Genomic DNA, 17,595 nt, shown 5'->3' with positions numbered 1-17,595 from the left:
GACACCGGGCCGCCACCGCCCTGACACCGCCGCCGACGCGGCGGCGTCTCACCGGATCGGCCGGCCCTGGTCGGCGCCGCGGATGGTGAACAGCTCCGCCAGCCCGGTCGTGCGCAGCATCCTGACCAGCTTCGCGGGCGGGCTGAGCAGGTCGACCGCGCCGGCGGCGAGCTCGTGCGCGACGACGAAGGCGGTGAGCCCGCTGGAGTCGCAGAAGGTCAGCTCCGCCAGGTCCAGGACGAGGCGATCACCCGCGACGAGCCGCAGCCGGGTCAGCGCCTCGTGCAACCGCGGCGTGCACCGGTGGTCGAGCTCCCCGGTCAGGGCGATGGTGTGCACGTCGCCGTCGGTGGCCGCGGTCAGGTGGAACACCGTGCCTCCCGGGAGGCCGCGCCGGGGTTGCCGATCGCGAGGATCGCGGTGTCGTCGGAAGGGGACTGCGACCAGTCGGTCAACAGCCGCACCAGCAGGTCCACCACGGTCGGGGCGTCCTTGCCGGTCATCGTGGCGGCGGCCTCGGCCAGGCCTTCCTCCTCCAGCATGGCGCCGTCGTCGCGGCGGGCCTCGGTGAGGCCGTCGGTGTAGAGGACCACCACGTCGCCGGGGCCGAGGCGGGTCCTCGCGCGGGTGAAGCGGGCGCCGGGCAGGAGGCCGACGAGCTGGCCGCCCGGCGTGGCCAGGAGGTCGACCTCGCCGCCGGCGCGCAGGACCAGCGGTGGCGGGTGCCCGCCGCCCGCGATGGTGACGGCGAACCCGTCGCCGTCCGGTTCGAGCAGGCCGAAGATCACCGTGCAGAACCGCGGCGCACCGGGCCTGCGTTGCTGGAGCATCACCGTGTTGAGGGTGGTCAGCACCACGACCGGGTCGGGGTCCCGCACGGCGGCGGCCCGCAGGGCGTACCGGGTCAGCGAGGTCAGCACGGCGGCCTCGGGGCCCTTGCCGCACACGTCGCCCAGGAAGAACCCCCACCGGTCGCCGCCCAGCGGGAACACGTCGTAGAAGTCGCCGCCGACCTGGTCGCTGGACGCCACGTGGTAGTGCGCGGCGAGCTCGGCGCCGTCGACGTCGGGCAGCGCGTCGGGCAGCAGGGTGCGTTGCAGGGTGCTGGTCAGCTTCGCCAACCGCTCCCGTTCCCGCTCCGCCTCGCGCTTGGCGGCCAGCAGTTCCTGCTCGTAGGCGCGGCGCTCGCGCGCGTCGAACACGGTGACCCGCACCAGCAGCGGCTGGCCCTCCTCGCCGACCTTGACCTTCGCGGTGACCAGGGCGGGCAGCCTGCGGCCGTCGGCGGCCACCAGGTCGAGGGCCAGTTCGCGGACCTCGCCGTGCAACCGCAGCATCGGCGCGTAGTGCGTCTCGTGGTAGAGCCTGCCGCCACCGGTCAGCAGGTCGGTGAAGCGCCTGACCCCGACCAGCTCCTCGCGCCGGTACCCGAGCCAGCCCAGCAGCGTGCCGTTGACCTTGGCGATCTCGCCGTCCATGAGGGTCGACAGGTAACCGCACGGCGCGTTGTCGTACAGCTCCTCGGCGTCGTCCTCGAGCAGGGAGGAGAACACCACCCGCGGCTCGCGGACGGCCGGGTCGCCGTCCTCCCCGGGCTCGTCGGCATCACCCAGGCCGGTCCCGGCGGGGCACATCACGGCCGTGTGCTCCCCTGGCCGGTCAGGAACCCCCGGATGGCCTTCGTCGTCTCCTCCGGCGCGCTCAGGTTGGGGCAGTGCCCCGTCGCGTCGAGCACGACCAGCTCGCTGCCCGGGACGCTCCGGTGCACGAACTCGCCCACCTCCCGGGCGGCGATGACGTCCTCGCGGCACTGCAGCACCAGGGTCGGCACGCTCACCCGGGCCAGGTCGGCGCGGTTGTCCGACAGGAACGTCACCCGCGCGAAGTGCCGGGCGATGTCCGGGTCGGCGCGGCAGAAGCTCTCGGTCAGCTCCCGGCCCAGCTCTGGGCGGCCGGGGTTGCCCATGATGGCCGGCGCCATCGTCGCCGACCAGCCCAGGTAGTTGCTGTCCAACGAGTCCAGCAGTTCCTCGATGTCCTGCGCGCTGAACCCGCCCCGGTAGTCGCCGTCGTCCACGTAGCGGGGCGAGGGGCCGACCAGGACCAGCGCGCCGAACCGGGACGGGTCCCGGTTCGCGGCCAGCACGCCGATCATCGCGCTCACCGAGTGCCCGACGAACACCACGTCGCGCAGGTCCAGCTCGTCGAGGATCTCCAGGACGTCGGTGGCGTAGCCGGCCAGGGAGGAGTAGCGCTGCGGCTGCCACGCCGACGGGTCCGAGCGCCCGGCGCCCACGTGGTCGAACAGCACCACCCGGTGGTCGTCGGCGAACGCGGGGGCCACCAGCCGCCACATGTTCTGGTCACAGCCGAAACCGTGCGAGAACACCACCGGGCGGCCGTCCACCGGGCCCGACACGGTCACGTTGTTCCTGTTCAGCGCGTCCACCCACGGCAGTATTCCACCAGCGCCGGGCACGGCGGCCGGCGGCACGCGCCCGGCCGGACGCGATCAGCCGGGCCGGGCGGTCCGCCGCCGTCCCCACGACGATTCGCCGCACCCCCGACCACCTTCTCCGATTCCACCCGCGGCCGACCGGGCACGAATCCGTGATCCGGATCGCGAAAACGGTCGGCGCGGTGCCCGGAGGGGTGGTGCGCCGGGCGGTGGAAAATGTCGATGACACTTTCCGTGCGCATTCCGGAGGGGCGGGACCGCACATTTCGTCCCGGGCGGGTCGGCCTTCGGGCCGCCGGCGTTCAGCCCGTGACGCGCAGGAAGGCGTGGGTGGTGGTGCCGTGCGGGGAGGTGTGGGTGCGCACGAGGTCGGCGAGCTGGTTGACCACCAGCAGGCCCCGGCCGCCTTCCTGGTCGGGTGCGGCCGGTCGGCGGCCCGCGAGCGGGTCGGTCAGGTGCCCGCCGTCCCGGACCGTGCAGACCAGGTGGGTCCCGTCCTGCCAGATGCTCAGCTCACACCCGCCGCCGGTGTGCCGCAGGCCGTTGACCACCAGTTCGGTGGTGATGAGCACCAGGTCGGCCACCCGCTCGGCGGGAAGGCCCAGGCGCACCGCCTGCCCGGTGGCGAAGCGGCGGGCCTCGCGGGCGCCGGCGGTGCCGGCGACCTCGAACGTCGCGGCGTCCGGGGCGGTGTCGAAGGACTGGTTGTAGCGGTCGACGACGGCGTCGGGGGCGTAGTGGGCGCTGTCGTAGCGGCGGGTGGCCTCCCACACCAGCGGGTGGGTGGCCAGCGCGTCGGCGACGACGTGCTCGTCGAGCGAGGAGGTGTCGTACGGGCACGCGATGGTGACGTCCCGGCCGGCGAAGGCCAGGTTGATCAGCGCTTCGTGCTGGGCGCAGGCCGGGTACTCGACGTGGGTGCGCCCGGCCCAGATCGGCTCGCCGATGATCCGGACGTGCCGGTCGGGGTGGCGGTCGGCGAACCGGCGCAGCACGGCGGGGATGATCCGGCCCGGGTTGCGGCCCTCCACCTCCATGTCGAGCAGCAGCACGTCGTCCGCGGCGTCGCCCAGCGCGTCGCGCAGCAGCCGCAACCGGCCGTCGGGCACGGAGGCGGCGACCGGGTGGCCCTGCTCCAGGCCCTCGGTGACGAACGGCACGAGCAGCGCCAGGTACTCCTCGTCGGAGGCGTAGAACACCGCGGGGTGGACGAAGTCGCCGAGGGGCGGGAGGTGGGTGATCGTCACGCGGCGGGCTCCACTCGGACGTTGGCGAGGTCGAGCAGGTCCACCAGCGTCGACACGCCCGGCCAGGACGTGCGCAGCACGACGGACGCGCCCCGGCCGGCGGCGTGCCGGGCCAGGTGCAGCAGGCCTCGGTGGTCCAGGAAGGTCAGGTCGGCGCCGTCGAACACCAGCTGCCCGTCGCGGGGGCGGGGGTCGGCCCGCCGCAGCGCGAGGCCGAACAGGTCGCCGTCGGTCGAGTCGACCTCGCCGCTCAGGACGGTGGTGCGGTCGCCGGCGGCGTGCAACCGGAATCCGGGGTAGGACGTGTTCGTGTTCGGGTGCATGCACGCGACCTGCGCGAACGCGTCGTCGTCCACCTCCGTGGCGGAGTAGGCGCACAGCGCCGAGAACGGCCGCCCCGCCATGTAGTGGTCGATCTGGTGCTCGTAGCGGGCGAAGGACGCCAACTGCTCCGGGCTGCGCACCATCGGCGTGCAGTCCGCGGCGACGCGCAGGCCGGTGAACCCGGCGGCCAGCGCCGCCTCGGTCGCCCCGGCGTAGGTCCGCACCTGCGCGGCGGGTTCGATCACCGTGCCGATCGGGTACGCGGCGTCCAGCGACGCGACCTGGGCGGCGCCGGTGAGCAGCGCCTCGTCGATCCCGTCGATCCCGTTCAGGTGCTCGACCAGGGCGTCGGGGTCACCGGCGCCGAGGTAGCGGACCCGGTGGCCCAGGGCGAGCCCCTCGGACAGGAACTCCCGGGCCCGGTCGCGGAACTCGCGCACGTCGCGGTACCGCCAGCAGACGTGGTCGCCGGGACCGAAGCCACGCACGTGTTCCACCAACCCGGACCTGCGCATCCGCACACCTCAGCACTCCTCGCGGCGGACGTCGCCGCGGTCGGGCGTGTGTCATCGACGCATCCCCCGAAGGGAGGATAACCCGGTGGGGGCGGTGCTCGCGACAGCCGGCAGCGGTGCTGCGACCGGACCTCGGTGACGTGGGTGGCCCGCTCGCGGCCGCGCCGACCACCCGGTATTCGCCGATCGGCGTGCCGCGGGAAATCGATCGACGAATACCGCGGGTGTAGGCCGGGCGTGACCGCGAACAGCGGGTGCGCGTCACCTGCCGGCACCAATGAAGGCACCGCCAGTGTCGTGACCCGATTTTCGGTGTCCCGCCGGTGGCGGATTGGTCGGAGTCATCGCGGCGACGATGATCCCAGTGACGTTTCCAGGACGGGGCGATGCATTTCGCTCGTCGGATTTCGACGCATTGACGTTTGCCGCGCCCGCTCGTGCCGGTCAGTGCCCGACACCCCGCCGCACCCCTTGGCGCGTCGTGCGAACCAACCTTCATCGGGAGGATTCATGTCCCAGTCCGGCAGGCGGCGCCGCTCGGCGCTGCGGAGATCCGCGGCGGCGGCCACGGCCGCCCTGACGTTGTGGGCCGCGACGGCGGTGGTCGTCGCGGCGCCGCAGGCGGCGGCCCAGGTCGACCCGGTCGACGTCGTCGTCACCCTCGGCCCCGGCGCGAGCACCACCGTGGCCAAGACGGTCACCACCCCGGCGGTCCCGCCCAACCCCGACCTGGTGTTCCTGGCGGACACCACCGGGAGCATGGGCGGCGCCATCACCGACGTCCGCGACAACGCGGGCGCCGTCACCAGCGCGGTGCTCGACGCGCAGCCGACCGCGCGGTTCGCGGTGGCGGAGTACCGCGACGCCGGGGACGCGTTCGCGTTCCGGGTCGACCAGAACCTCACCGGCGACACCACCGCCGTGCAGGACGGGATCAACGCCTGGGTCGCCGGTGGCGGCGGCGACCTCCCCGAAGCCGCCATCAACGCCCTGTTCGAGATCGGCAGCGGCGCCATCGCGTTCCGCCCCGACGGCACCCGGATCGTGGCGTGGTTCGGCGACGCGCCCTCCCACGACCCCAGCCAGGGCCACACCCTGGCCGCCGCCATCGCCGCGCTGCAGGCCGCGGACATCCGCGTCGTCGCGGTCAACGTGGGTCCGGCCGGCGGTGGGCTCGACGCCGGCGGCCAAGCCACCGCCATCGTGGCCGCGACCGGCGGCGTGCTGCTGAACAACGTCCCGTCCGACCAGGTCGCGCAGGCCATCCTGGACGGCATCCGAGCCGTGCAGGTCACCGTCACGCCCACGATCACCGCCTGCGACCCGCAGCTGACCCTCGGGTTCGCGCCCGCGAGCCGCACCGTGGACAGCGGTGACGTCGCCGCGTTCACCGAGACCATCGCGGTGAACCCGGGCACGCCGGCCGGGACCTACCACTGCACGGTCGACTTCCTGGTCGACGGCGCCTCGCGCGGCTTCGTCGAGCAGAACACCGTGCACGTGCCCGGCCTGTCGATCGACGACGTGGCCGTCACCGAGGGCGACGCGGGCACCACACCCGCCACCTTCACCGTCAGCCTCGACCGGCCGAGCCCCGACCCGGTCACGGTGGACTTCGCCACCGCCGACGGCACCGCGGTCGCGCCGGGGGACTACTCGGCGACCGCGGGCACGGTGACGTTCGCGCCGGGTGAGACCGCCAAACCGGTGACCGTCCCCGTCGTCGGCGACACGGTGGACGAGCTGGACGAGACCTTCACCGTGACCCTGGCCGCGGCCGGCGGCGCGGCGATCACCGACGCGGTGGGCGTGGGCACGATCCACGACGACGACCGCGACGGGGTGTTCTCCTGCCGGGCGAGCGCCGTGAACGTGGTCGGCATCGAGCCGGTGGTGGCCAACCCGGCCGACGTGCCCTGCGTGGACGACGCCGAGGCGCTGGCGCAGGTCGGCCTGAACGCCGGTGCGCTGACGGTCGGCGCCAAGGTGCTGTCCGCCACCACCGACCAGACGCCGGACGACCTCACCTCGGCGCCGCCGGCCGCCGGCGACGACTCCACCGCGAAGGCCAAGGTCGACACGACCACCATCAGCACCCTCGGCCTGACCATCGAGCTGGGCGTGGTCCAGGCCGAGGCCTCGGCCCGGTGCGCGCCGAGCGGCGGCGGCCTCGCGCCGCGGTTCTCGGGTGGCTCGACCATCGCCTCGCTCAAGATCAACGGGGTGTCGACGACCGTCGGCTCCGCGCCGCTGACCATCCCGCTGCTGATCGGCTCGCTGAAGCTCAACAGCACCGAGACCATGGCGACCTCGGTGACCCAGCGCGCCGTGGTGCTGGACACCGTGCTCGCCGACGTGGTCATCGGTGAGGCGCACGCCGACGTCCACGGCACCGGCGCCCACCCGAACGGCAACCCCTGCACCGGCTGACGGGCGTTCGAGCCGGAACAGGACGGGCCGCCGCACCTACCCGTGCGACGGCCCGTCCTCCGACAGCGGGACGGTGGAGGCGAACGCGGCCCGGCTCAGTCGACGGGGTCGCGCCGCCGGCGGCGGAGGAGGAGCACGCCGCCCGCGAGCACGAGCGCCGCGCTCGAGCCGCCGACGACCAGCGGCGCGGATGACGGCTCCGGCTCCTCACCCGCGCTGCCGTAGCCGCTGGAGAAGCCCTTGGTGTCGTACTCCGACCCGGTCTGCTTGTCGGCGTAACGAGCCTTGACCTGCTTCTGGTAGTCGCTCAGCGACATCGACGCCCGGCCGTTCAGCCCTTGCCGCGCCTGGTCGTTGAGCGGCGTGACGGTGAGCAGCGTCAGCTGGTACCAGGCCCGGATCTGCGGTTCGGCGAACACCAGACCCCCGGGCTCGGCCTTGCCGGCGAACACGGCGTCGCTGTCGCCCTCGCGCACCGCCGCCAGGTGCCAACCCCCGCCCTGGGTGGGTGCGAGCATGACGGTGGCCTGGCGGTTGTCGACGCTGACGCTCAGGGACGACACCAGGTGGCTCAGCTTGACCGCCTCGGTGGGGATGGGCTGCACCGTGCCGGCGACGAAACCCGGGGTGATCTCGCTGACCGCCAACGGGTCCTTGACCGTGAAGGCCGGCAGGCCCTCGCACGGCGCGGCCTTGTCGGGGATCGCCTGCGGCGTGTCGGACCCGCCCTGGGGCACCGGCACGCTCAGGAAGCGGCAGACGGCGTTGAGCACGGCCTGCGACTTCACCGCCGCGAGGGCGGCCTGGTAGTCGGGGATGTCCACGGCGCTCGGGCCCTGGGCCGGCGCCGCGTGGGCGGGCCCGGTGACGCACAGGAGCGCGGACGCGCCCAGCGCCAGGGCGGTGGCCAGGCGGGAGAGGCGTGCGGCCGCCCGTCCGCCGGACGTCGGTGTTTCGCGCATGTCGCCTGCCTTAACGGGAGATGCCGATCCGGGAGTGGGTCCACTTGAACGAGCTGTTGCTGACGTAGTCGTTGTAGTTCCACCACGTGTAGGTGGTCGTGTCCGGCCACGGGTCGGCCACGCCGATGGTGGTGTTCGAGGTGTCGAAGCCGTAGACCACGTTCATGTGGCCGCCGCCGGAGTTCCACCCGATGCGCGCGCCGAGCGGCCGGGCCGCCTTGACGTCGGTGTAGACCTGGTTGAACGACGCCGCGCTGTTCAGGCCCGAACCGGTGTGCGCCATGCCGAGGCTGCCCCAGGCCCTGGCCATGTCCTCCAGCGTGGCGGGCTGGTTGTTGCAGCCGTAGTAGGGCTGCGCCCGGTTGCAGAAGTCCGTCTGCGTGCTGCCGTAGCCCTGGTACTTGGCGATGGTCAGGCCGGACGCGGCCCAGCACCACTGGGTCTTCTCCTGCTTGTACATGGCGATGTCGTCGTACCCGGCTTCCGCCTGAGCGGCGCCCGCGGCGGCCACCAGCAACCCGCAGGCCGCCAGCGCGATGGCGGACGCGGCGGTCGCGAACCTGAATCTGCCCATCTTCCCTGCCTTCCCCTGCGCACGGCGGGTGCCGGGCGCTCTGCATGGACATGACAGCGCGAAATGTCGTTGCCACACAGGGGGAACGCGGGATTACGCTCGTCGGAGTGAAGATCGGCGTCCGGCCCGGAACCGGGGGCCCGGAGGGCGTCGCGGAGGACCATCGGAGATCGACTCGGTTCGCCGAGGCCTTCCCCGTCCCGTCCCACCGATGGCCGCAGAGCCGCACTCTTTGCAGTGTCGTCACCCGTCGGGAGGTGACCGTCCGCCACTCGGCGACGGGACCGCGAGCGCGGTTCGGACACGGTGAGGTGAACGCGTCCGGACCCGGTCACCGGCGCCGGCCCGGCGACGAACCGGGAGCGGTTCGTCGCCGGGCCGGCGCGCGGCGGTCGTGCGCGGTTGTCGGTGTCACTCGATCCAGCTAACGAGGAGAAAGGCCGCCGCGCAGTGCGGGAGCGGTTCGCCCGCGCGAGCGCGCTACAGCGGGGCGACCCAGTAGGGGACGACGGTCATCGTGCCGTTGCCCGCCGCACCGCGCAGGGTGCCGCTGGTGGTCGTCGACAGGGTGTACCAGGAGTCGACGTAGTCCGGGTCGTCGGTCCACCAGCCGTCCGGCAGGGCGTTGATGATCGCGTTGACCAGCGGGATGTACGCGCCGCCGTCGATGATGGTCAGCAGCGCCTGGGTGAGGGCCAGGGCGAGGTCGCGGTAGTTGGTGCCGCCGTCCTCCTCCATCATGACGATGTCGGCGAGGTCGTACTTGTAGTCGGAGAAGTGGACCAGGAGCTGGTTGGGGTAGTAGGTCTTGCCGTCGTCGTCCAGGTAGGGGAGCTGGGCGGTGTCGACCTTGACCTTGCCGTCGAGGCCGAACCCGGCGGTGATCGTGAAGATCTCCGCGTCGCCCTTGTGCCACGGCTCGTGGTCGTCGTCCAGGCGGATCGACGTGAGCTGCGTGGCCCAGTAGCCGGAGGCGGGCGCGACGGCCGCGCGTGCCGCGGCGGGGGACAGGCCGCGGTGCGACAGGGTCGAGCGCAGCACCTCCGTGCCCTTGGCCAGCGCGGTCGCGGTGTCGACCTCGACCAGGTACACGGGGCGCGCCGGCACGCGGTCGGCGGCCAGCGCGATCCGCCGGCCGGCGCGGTCGTAGGCCGTCACGGTCGTCGGCGCGTCGTCGGCGGGCGACGACGCGATCAGCGGCGTGGCGCCCCGGCGCAGCGCGGCGGCCATGTCGGCGTGCGCGAGGCGGACGGTGAGCAGGGACGTGCCGTCCTGCGGCAGCCCCTTGGCGGTCAGGACCTCCCGGTCGGCGTCGCGCACGGCCCGGCCGAGCGCGGTGTCCCCGGCGGCGCGCGCCAGGGGCACGGGGTCGGTCGAGGCGGACAGCACGCCGGCCCGCCGGGCGTCGTCGGCGAACTCGCCCGCCAGCAGGGCGGCGATCCGGTCGGTGACCGCGGCGACGGAGTCGGCGGGTGCGGTGGTCGCGGCGGGCGCGGCGTGGGCCGGCGCGGTCACCAGGCCGGCGGTGACCGCGAGGGCGCCGACCGTCGAGACCAGTAATCGGGTGGAGCGCGACAAGGACATGGCCGTACCTACCTTTACTCTGCGTGCAGGGACAGGTGGGCAGAGTGACATATGAAAGAATTACACGTACTTGCACCGCCCGTTGTCAATGGGAAACCCCGATGCCGTCGCCCCCCGCGTCCCGGGCTGCCACCTGCGCGGCAAGGTGAGTCCACTGTGGACGAGCGGACTCGCACCGGGAAAGGCCGGGACGAGGCGGTGGGTGCTCGACCCGAATCTGTCCGGTGCGCTGTGTTGACGCTGCGTGAAGGCCGGTCCTAGCCTCGACGTGAGAGCGTTCTCACGCCCCTGTCGGCCGCTCACTCCCGTTGGGGAGGTCCTGTGCTGAACACCGTGGTTCACGCAGCCCTGCTTCTGTCCTTTGTGGCCTTACCGGCACCCTCCACCACCGCGCCACCGGATCCGGCGACCGTGCCGCCGTCGGCGACCGCCGTCTGCGACAGCTACTGCGACGACCGCGACCCCGCCCTGCCCCCCGGCGCGCACCGGTCGCCGACCCGGCCGGCGACCGCGCCCCGGCCGACCGCCCTGGCGCCGGTCTGCAACCTCCACTGCGACGGGCGCGACCCCGCCCTCTCGGCGGGGGAGCGCGTCGCCCAGGCCGTGCCCGCCGGCACCCGCCGGGTCGCGCTGCACTTCGACAGCACCGAGACCATGGGCTGGGCGGTCATCTCCGGTGGCGGCCAGGGCGACGCGGTGTGGCTCGACCGCTCCTACGACGCGGGGGCGACCTGGCAGCCCAAGCTCGGTTCGACCACGACGCCGGGGGGCTACGGCGGCTGGCGCACGTCCATGCACAACGTGGACGACTGGGCGAACCTCGGCGTCGGGCTGCTGCGGGCCTGCGGCCAACCGGCCGGGTCGTCGTCCATCGCCTGCACGAGCTGGTACCGCACCACCTGGAACGCCGGGAACCGCGCCACCGCGGCGGCCACCGCCCTGATGCAGCGGTACAACCTTGGCACCGGCCTGTTCGACACCACCGGCTGGTGGAACGCCGCCAACGCGCTCAACGCGATCATCGACAACGCGCGGGTGAGCGGCATGGGCAGCTACCGGTACGCCATCGCGCGCACCTACGACCTCAACCGGACCGCCTGGAGCGGCAACTTCGTCAACGAGTACAACGACGACGTCGCGTGGTGGGGCCTGGCGTGGATCGCCGCCTACGACCTGACCGGCGACCGCCGCTACCTCGACACCGCCCGCGTCGGCGCCGACCACATCCACCGCTACTGGGACCAGACGTGCGGCGGCGGCATCTGGTGGACGTCGAGCCGGACCTACAAGAACGCCATCGCCAACTCGCTGTACGTCCAGCTCAACGCCGCGTTGCACAACCGGTTGCCCGGCGAGACGACCTACGTGCAGCGCGCCCGGGACGGCTGGCGGTGGTTCGAGGGCAGCGGGATGGTCAACGGGTCGAACCTGGTCAACGACGGGCTCGTCACGTCCACGTGCCGCAACAACGGCCAGACGCCGTGGAGCTACAACCAGGGCGTGCCGCTGGCCGCGTTGACCGAGCTGCACCGCGCCACGGGTGACCAGGCGTACCTCGCCAGGGCGCGCGTGCTGGCCGACGCCTCGACGACGAACGCCGCGCTCAACCCCGGCGGGATCGTGTTCGACAACGGCGGCGGTGGCGACGTCCCGTCGTTCAAGGGCGCCTTCGCGCGCGGGCTCGGTCAGCTGAACCGGGCGTTGTCCGACCGCCCGTACACCGCCTACCTCAAGAGGCAGGCCGACACCGCCCACGCGCGGGACCGGTCCAGCAGCGACTCCTACGACCAGCCGTGGGCGGGGCCGTTCCAGCGCAGCGACGCGGCGCGCCAGCACAGCGCGGTGGACCTGATGAACGCCGCCGGCTGACCGGTCCGGGCGCCGGCCCGGATGAACCGCGCACCGGGGTCGGCGGACGGCCCCGGTGCGCCTTGCCGACCAACGGCTGCGGCCGAACGCCGGTAGTTGCGCAAGCATTGGCACTACTTTCGTATTTTCCGTACGGCCTTTCGTTGACTCTGTACAAAAGTCGCCTTACCGTCACCTGGCCGGATGTGACCTGGCTAACACGCCGGCTCCCAGGGCTCCCTGCCCCCGACCCCTTGCCGAGTCGAGTCCCCTGCTCACCGGCTTAGCTCAAGGGAGAACGCCCGATGTCGTCCCCTGCCCGTCGCATCCGGTGGCTGCGCGCCACCGGCTCCCTCGCCTCGATCGCCCTCGTCACGGCCGCGTCCCTGTCCGTCTCCTCGTCCGCGCGCGCCGCCGCGGCGGCACCCCCTCCCCAGGAACCCGGGGTGACGCTCAGGGTCTTCGACATGCAGACCGAGCTCGCCCGGCTGTGCGTCCTCAAGACCGGCCAGACGCCGAACGTCGACAAGCTCATGCCGTCGGTCGACTGGACCACCACCGGGGACTTCGGCCTCGGTGACCGGTTCCTGTCCGAGGTGACGGGCAACGTCAACGTCACCACCGCCGGCACCCACACCTTCCGCCTCACCAGTGACGACGGGTCCCGGCTGCGGATCGACAACGCGGTGGTGGTCGACCACGACGGGCTGCACGGCAGCGAGTCGAAGAGCGGCTCGGTCCAGCTCGGGGCCGGCTACCACGCCCTGCGGATCGACCACTTCGACAACGGCGGCGGCCAGCAGCTCACCCTGGAGTGGCAGCCGCCCGGCGCGACCGGGTTCAGCGTCGTGCCGAACTCCGCGCTCAGCACCGACGCGGGCGTGGTCCGGGTGACCGCACCGGGCCGCAAGGAGTGCGAGGGCGGCGGCGACGCGGCGGGCGACGGCCTGCCGCTGACCTCCGTGCACCCCGCCTACTCCCTGACCAACCTGCGCCCGAGCGGGTTCGAGCCGCAGGTCAGCGGCATGGACTGGCTGCCGGACGGCAGGCTGGCCATCGCCACCTGGGGCGGCTCGAACACCAAGCTGGGCGAGGTGCACCTGATCAGCGGGGTCACCGGCGCCACCGACCCCACGAAGGTCCGCACGCAGCGGATCGCCTCCGGGCTCCAGGAGCCGATGGGGCTCAAGTACGTCGACGGCAAGCTGTACGTGTCGGAGAAGGTCGGGCTCACCGAGCTGAACGACACCAACGGCGACGGGGTGACCGACAACTACCGCCGCGTCGCGACCTGGCCGTTCGGCGGCAACTTCCACGAGTTCGCGTTCGGGATGCTGTACCGGGACGGCGCGTTCTACCTGAACCTGTCGGTGGCCATCGACTACGGCGGCGCCACGACCGATCCCCAGCCCGCGGCCAACCGCGGCACCACGATCAAGGTGGACAAGGCCACCGGCGCCGTCACCTACCTCGCCGGCGGGCTGCGCACGCCCCACGGCATCGGCTGGGGCCCTGAAGGCGACATCTTCGTCACCGACAACCAGGGCGGCTGGCTGCCGTCGTCGAAGCTGGTGCACATCAAGCAGGACCGGTTCTTCAACCACTACACGAACCCGGCCGGCCCGTTCGACAACCGCGCCATCACGTCACCGGTGCTGTGGCTGCCGCAGAACGAGATCGCGAACTCGCCGAGCAACCCGGTGCAGCTGACCACGGGACCGTTCGCGGGGCAGGTGGTCTTCGGCGACGTGACCTACGGCGGCTTGCAGCGCGGCTTCCTGGAGAAGGTCGGCGGCGAGTACCAGGGCGCGGTGTTCCGCCTGACGCAAGGGCTCGAATCGGGCGTGAACCGGATCAGCCTCGGCCCCGACGGCGCGATCTACACCGGCGGCATCGGCGCGGGCGGCAACTGGGGCCAGGCGGGCAAGCTGAACTTCGGCCTGCAGAAGCTGACGCCCAACGGCGCGGAGGCGTTCGACATCGTCGCCATGCGGGCCGTCCAGGGCGGTTTCGAGCTGGAGTACACCCAGCCGCTGTCCACCCAGACGGTGCAGGGCCTCGCGGGCAAGTACCGGGCCACGCAGTGGCGCTACCTGCCGACCTCGGCCTACGGCGGGCCGAAGATCGGCCAGCAGGCGGTGACCGTGCAGTCGGCGACGCCGTCCGCGGACCGCAGGAAGGTCACCGTCCTGCTCTCCGGCCTGCAGAGCGGGCACGTGGTGCACCTGCGCTCGCCCCGGCCGTTCACCTCCGAGTCCGGCAAGTCGTTGTGGAGCACGGAAGCCTGGTACACGCTCAACGCCAAGCCGGGGGCCACCGCCCGCACCGGGCCGATCAAGGGCCTGGCCGCGAAGTGCGCGGACATCAGCGACGGTGGCACCGCCGACGGCACGAAGGTCCAGCTGTGGACGTGCAACGGCACCGCCGCCCAGCAGTGGACGGTGGCGACCGACGGGACGGTCCGGGCGCTGGGCAAGTGCCTGGACGTGCAGCAGGGCGGTAGGGCGAACGGCACCGTCACCCAGCTGTGGACGTGCAACGGGACCGGCGCCCAGCAGTGGGTCGCGCAGCCCGACGGCTCGCTGCGCAACCCGAGGTCCGGGCGCTGCCTGGACGTGGCGGGCAACAACTCCGCCGACGGCACCGCGCTGCACATCTGGGACTGCCTCGACGTCGCCAACCAGAAGTGGGTCCTTCCCTGAGCGCAGGGACGCCACGGGTCCGCCGGTCGCCCCGCCGGCCGGCGGACCACCCCCAACCCCACGTCCAGGCAGTGAAGTCCGGGAGGACGACATCACCATGGCAAGATCCGCGCGAACCCGCACCGGCCTCGGCGCCGCCGCCCTGCTCCTGGTGGCCGCCGCGGTCCAGACCGCCGCACCGACGACCGCCGTCGCCCAAGCACCCGAGCTGCGGGGCCACTCGGCGCCGCGAGCCGCGCCGGCGCCCTCGTTCCAGCAGGTCACGCTGGCCAAGGGCGCCGCCGAGATGGGCGAGCCGATCTCCATGACCGTGCTGCCCGACCGGTCGGTCCTGCACACCTCCCGGGACGGCACGGTCCGGCTCACCGACGCCGCCGGCAACACCAAGGTGGCCGGGAAGCTCACCGTCTACGCCCACGACGAGGAGGGCTTGCAGGGCATCGCCGCCGACCCGAACTTCGCCACCAACCGCCACCTGTTCCTCTACTACGCCCCGCCGCTGTCGACGCCGGCCGGCGACGCGCCCTCCGACGGGACCGACTTCTCCGCCTGGAACGGGGTCAACCGGCTGTCCCGCTTCGTGCTCAACGCCGACGGCACGCTGAACACCGCCAGCGAGAAGGTGGTCCTCGACGTGCCCGCCAGCCGCGGCACGTGCTGCCACGTCGGCGGCGACATCGACTTCGACGCCGCGGGCAACCTCTACCTGAGCACCGGCGACGACACCAACCCGTTCGCCTCCGACGGCTACAGCCCGCTCGACGAGCGCGCCAACCGCAACCCGGCCTTCGACGCCCAGCGCAGCGCGGGCAACACGAACGACCTGCGCGGCAAGCTCCTGCGGATCAAGGTCAACGCGGACGGCGGCTACTCCGTGCCCGCGGGCAACATGTTCGCGCCCGGCACGGCGGGCACCCGGGCCGAGATCTACGCCATGGGCTTCCGCAACCCGTTCCGGTTCAACGTGGACAAGGCGACCGGCGTCGTCTACCTCGGTGACTACGGCCCGGACGCGGGGTCGACCAGCGCCACCCGCGGCCCGGCGGGCCAGGTCGAGTTCAACCGCATCACCGGCCCCGGCTTCTACGGCTGGCCGTACTGCACGGGCTCGAACACCGCCGACGAGACCTACAACGACCACAACTTCGCCACCGGCGTCTCCGGGGCCAAGTACAACTGCGCGGGCGGGCCGACGAACAACTCGCCGCGCAACACCGGCCTGCCCGCGCTGCCCGCCGCGAAGGCGGCCTGGATCAAGTACGACAACTGCTCGGTGGCCGAGCTCGGCTGCGGCAGCGAGTCGCCGATGGGCGGCCCGGTCTACCGCTACGACGCCGGCCTGAACTCGGCGGTGAAGTTCCCGCAGTCCTACGACGGGCACTTCTTCGCCACCGAGTTCGGCCGCCGCTGGATCAAGGACATCACGGTCAACGCCAACGGCACGCCGGGCGCGATCGCCGCCTTCCCCTGGACCGGCACGCAGGTGATGGACTCGGCGTTCGGTCCGGACGGCGCCCTGTACGTGCTGGACTACGGCACGGGCTGGTTCGCCGGTGACGCGAACTCGGCGCTGTACCGCATCGAGTACGCGACCGGCGGTCTCGCGCCGATCGCCAAGGCCGCCGCCGACAAGACCTCCGGCCAGGCGCCCCTGGCGGTGACCTTCTCGTCGGCCGGCTCGTCCGACCCGGACGGCGACGCCATCACGTTCGCGTGGAAGTTCGGCGACGGCGGCACGTCGACGGCGGCCAACCCGCAGCACACCTACTCGGCCAACGGCGTCTACACCGCCACCCTCACCGTCACCGACGCCACCGGCCGGACGGCCACGGCGAGCGTGCAGGTCACCGTCGGCAACACGGCCCCGACCGTCACGCTGCACCTGCCGCAGAACGGGCAGCTGTTCGACTTCGGCGACGCGGTGCCGTTCCGGATCACCGTGACCGACCCCGAGGACGGCGCGGTCGACTGCACGAAGGTCAAGCTCAGCTACATCCTCGGGCACGACTCGCACGGCCACAAGCTGACCGAGGCCACCGGCTGCTCGGGCACCGTCCAGACACCCCAGGACGGCGAGCACGACCCCAACGCCAACATCTTCGGCGTCTGGGACGCGGAGTACACCGACCGCGCCGGCGCCACCACCCACACCCAGCACGTCACCCAGCCGAAGACCAGGCAGGCCGAGCACCACGGCTCGGCCGGCGGCGTGGCGGTCTTCGACAAGGCCGCCGCGCACGGCGGCAAGACGGTCGGCGACATCCACAACGGCGACTGGATCGCGTTCCAGCCCTACGTGCTGGCCGACGCGACGTCGATCACCGCGCGGGTGTCCTCGGCGGGCGCGGGCGGCGTCATCGAGGTGCGGGCCGGGTCCGTGACCGGCGCCCTGCTCGGCTCGGCGACCGTGCCGGTGACCGGCGGCTGGGACACCTTCACCGACGTCAGCGCGGCCCTGACCAACCGGCCCGCCGGCACCACCACCCTCTACCTGGTGTTCAAGGGCGGCACGGGCGCGTTGTTCGACGTCGACGACTTCACCTTCGCCACCGGCGCCCGCACCGGCCGGATCACCGGCGTCGGCGGCAAGTGCGTCGACGTCAGCGGCGCGGCCACCGCCGACGGCACGAAGATCCAGCTGTACACCTGCAACGGCACCACCGCGCAGCAGTGGACCGCGGCGGCCGACCGGTCGTTGCGCGCGCTGGGCAAGTGCCTCGACGTGCGGTCGGGCGGCACGGCGAACGGCACGGCCACCCAGCTGTGGACGTGCAACGGCAGCGGCGCCCAGCAGTGGGCCGCGCAGCCGGACGGCGCCCTGGTGAACCCGCAGTCCGGGCGCTGCCTCGACGCCGAGGGCGGCGGCAGCGCCGACGGCACCGCGCTGACCATCCGGGACTGCACCGGCGGCGCCAACCAGAAGTGGATCGGGCCCTGACCACGACGACCGC

Annotated in this window: 12 protein-coding genes; 4 read left to right on the top strand and 8 right to left on the bottom strand. The window is 72.7% G+C overall.

The window, feature by feature from the left end; all coding sequences use genetic code 11:
• Positions 1-48 precede the first annotated feature (48 nt).
• The 5 genes from IOD16_RS22835 to IOD16_RS22815 all read right to left on the bottom strand — a co-directional run bounded on the left by IOD16_RS22835 (position 49) and on the right by IOD16_RS22815 (position 4,544).
• The gene (locus tag IOD16_RS22835) at positions 49-372 is read right to left on the bottom strand and encodes an STAS domain-containing protein (protein ID WP_123747068.1); all 324 of its coding nucleotides are present in this window, start codon (positions 370-372) and stop codon (positions 49-51) included.
• Positions 360-1,634, bottom strand: a complete 1,275-nt coding sequence (locus tag IOD16_RS22830) for a PP2C family protein-serine/threonine phosphatase (RefSeq protein WP_201436066.1) — start codon at positions 1,632-1,634, stop codon at positions 360-362. The genes IOD16_RS22835 and IOD16_RS22830 overlap by 13 nt, the downstream gene beginning before the upstream one ends.
• The gene (locus tag IOD16_RS22825) at positions 1,634-2,449 is read right to left on the bottom strand and encodes an alpha/beta fold hydrolase (RefSeq protein WP_201436065.1); all 816 of its coding nucleotides are present in this window, start codon (positions 2,447-2,449) and stop codon (positions 1,634-1,636) included. The genes IOD16_RS22830 and IOD16_RS22825 overlap by 1 nt, the downstream gene beginning before the upstream one ends.
• 311 nt (positions 2,450-2,760) lie before the next feature.
• Positions 2,761-3,705 carry a sensor histidine kinase gene (locus IOD16_RS22820; protein WP_201436064.1) on the bottom strand — a complete coding sequence of 315 codons (945 nt, stop codon included), beginning with the start codon at positions 3,703-3,705 and terminating at the stop codon, positions 2,761-2,763.
• Positions 3,702-4,544, bottom strand: coding sequence for an MEDS domain-containing protein (locus tag IOD16_RS22815; protein ID WP_201436063.1), 843 nt, complete (start codon positions 4,542-4,544; stop codon positions 3,702-3,704). The genes IOD16_RS22820 and IOD16_RS22815 overlap by 4 nt, the downstream gene beginning before the upstream one ends.
• A 510-nt stretch (positions 4,545-5,054) precedes the next feature.
• Between IOD16_RS22815 and IOD16_RS22810 the strand changes: the two genes are divergently transcribed.
• Positions 5,055-6,974 carry a Calx-beta domain-containing protein gene (locus IOD16_RS22810; protein ID WP_201436062.1) on the top strand — a complete coding sequence of 640 codons (1,920 nt, stop codon included), beginning with the start codon at positions 5,055-5,057 and terminating at the stop codon, positions 6,972-6,974.
• A 95-nt stretch (positions 6,975-7,069) separates the two neighbouring features.
• Here IOD16_RS22810 and IOD16_RS22805 read toward each other — a convergent pair whose 3' ends face one another.
• The 3 genes from IOD16_RS22805 to IOD16_RS22795 all read right to left on the bottom strand — a co-directional run bounded on the left by IOD16_RS22805 (position 7,070) and on the right by IOD16_RS22795 (position 10,094).
• Positions 7,070-7,936 carry a hypothetical protein gene (locus tag IOD16_RS22805; protein ID WP_201436061.1) on the bottom strand — a complete coding sequence of 289 codons (867 nt, stop codon included), beginning with the start codon at positions 7,934-7,936 and terminating at the stop codon, positions 7,070-7,072.
• Positions 7,937-7,946: 10 nt separating this feature from the next.
• Positions 7,947-8,510 (bottom strand): papain-like cysteine protease family protein, encoded by a 564-nt coding sequence (locus tag IOD16_RS22800; protein WP_201436060.1) that lies wholly within the window; start codon positions 8,508-8,510, stop codon positions 7,947-7,949.
• 480 nt (positions 8,511-8,990) lie between these two features.
• On the bottom strand, positions 8,991-10,094 hold the full coding sequence (locus IOD16_RS22795) for a DUF3103 family protein (RefSeq protein ID WP_201436059.1): 1,104 nt from the start codon (positions 10,092-10,094) through the stop codon (positions 8,991-8,993).
• Between the two features lie 363 nt (positions 10,095-10,457).
• Here IOD16_RS22795 and IOD16_RS22790 point away from each other — a divergent pair, with 363 nt between their 5' ends.
• The 3 genes from IOD16_RS22790 (at position 10,458) to IOD16_RS22780 (ending at position 17,582) form a co-directional block, all read left to right on the top strand.
• Positions 10,458-11,963, top strand: coding sequence for a glycoside hydrolase family 76 protein (locus IOD16_RS22790; RefSeq protein ID WP_328809354.1), 1,506 nt, complete (start codon positions 10,458-10,460; stop codon positions 11,961-11,963).
• A gap of 284 nt (positions 11,964-12,247) precedes the next feature.
• Entirely contained in the window at positions 12,248-14,644 is a 2,397-nt protein-coding gene (locus IOD16_RS22785; RefSeq protein WP_201436058.1) for a ricin-type beta-trefoil lectin domain protein, read from the top strand.
• Between the two features lie 97 nt (positions 14,645-14,741).
• Positions 14,742-17,582, top strand: coding sequence for a PQQ-dependent sugar dehydrogenase (locus IOD16_RS22780; RefSeq protein WP_201436057.1), 2,841 nt, complete (start codon positions 14,742-14,744; stop codon positions 17,580-17,582).
• Positions 17,583-17,595 lie beyond the last annotated feature (13 nt).

The organism is Saccharothrix sp. 6-C, assembly GCF_016695385.1.
Taxonomy (GTDB): domain Bacteria; phylum Actinomycetota; class Actinomycetes; order Mycobacteriales; family Pseudonocardiaceae; genus Actinosynnema; species Actinosynnema texasense.
The sequence above is the reverse complement of the archived record's forward strand: the minus strand, read 5'-3'. Positions and strand labels throughout refer to the sequence as shown.

What these genes read in the sequence shown, in the direction of transcription:
- IOD16_RS22780 (WP_201436057.1), top strand. Translation starts at nt 14,742, where the DNA reads ATGGCAAGATCCGCGCGAACCCGCACCGGCCTCGGCGCCGCCGCCCTG.
- IOD16_RS22815 (WP_201436063.1), bottom strand. Translation starts at nt 4,544, where the DNA reads ATGCGCAGGTCCGGGTTGGTGGAACACGTGCGTGGCTTCGGTCCCGGC.
- IOD16_RS22800 (WP_201436060.1), bottom strand. Translation starts at nt 8,510, where the DNA reads ATGGGCAGATTCAGGTTCGCGACCGCCGCGTCCGCCATCGCGCTGGCG.
- IOD16_RS22795 (WP_201436059.1), bottom strand. Translation starts at nt 10,094, where the DNA reads ATGTCCTTGTCGCGCTCCACCCGATTACTGGTCTCGACGGTCGGCGCC.
- IOD16_RS22830 (WP_201436066.1), bottom strand. Translation starts at nt 1,634, where the DNA reads ATGTGCCCCGCCGGGACCGGCCTGGGTGATGCCGACGAGCCCGGGGAG.
- IOD16_RS22810 (WP_201436062.1), top strand. Translation starts at nt 5,055, where the DNA reads ATGTCCCAGTCCGGCAGGCGGCGCCGCTCGGCGCTGCGGAGATCCGCG.
- IOD16_RS22805 (WP_201436061.1), bottom strand. Translation starts at nt 7,936, where the DNA reads ATGCGCGAAACACCGACGTCCGGCGGACGGGCGGCCGCACGCCTCTCC.
- IOD16_RS22785 (WP_201436058.1), top strand. Translation starts at nt 12,248, where the DNA reads ATGTCGTCCCCTGCCCGTCGCATCCGGTGGCTGCGCGCCACCGGCTCC.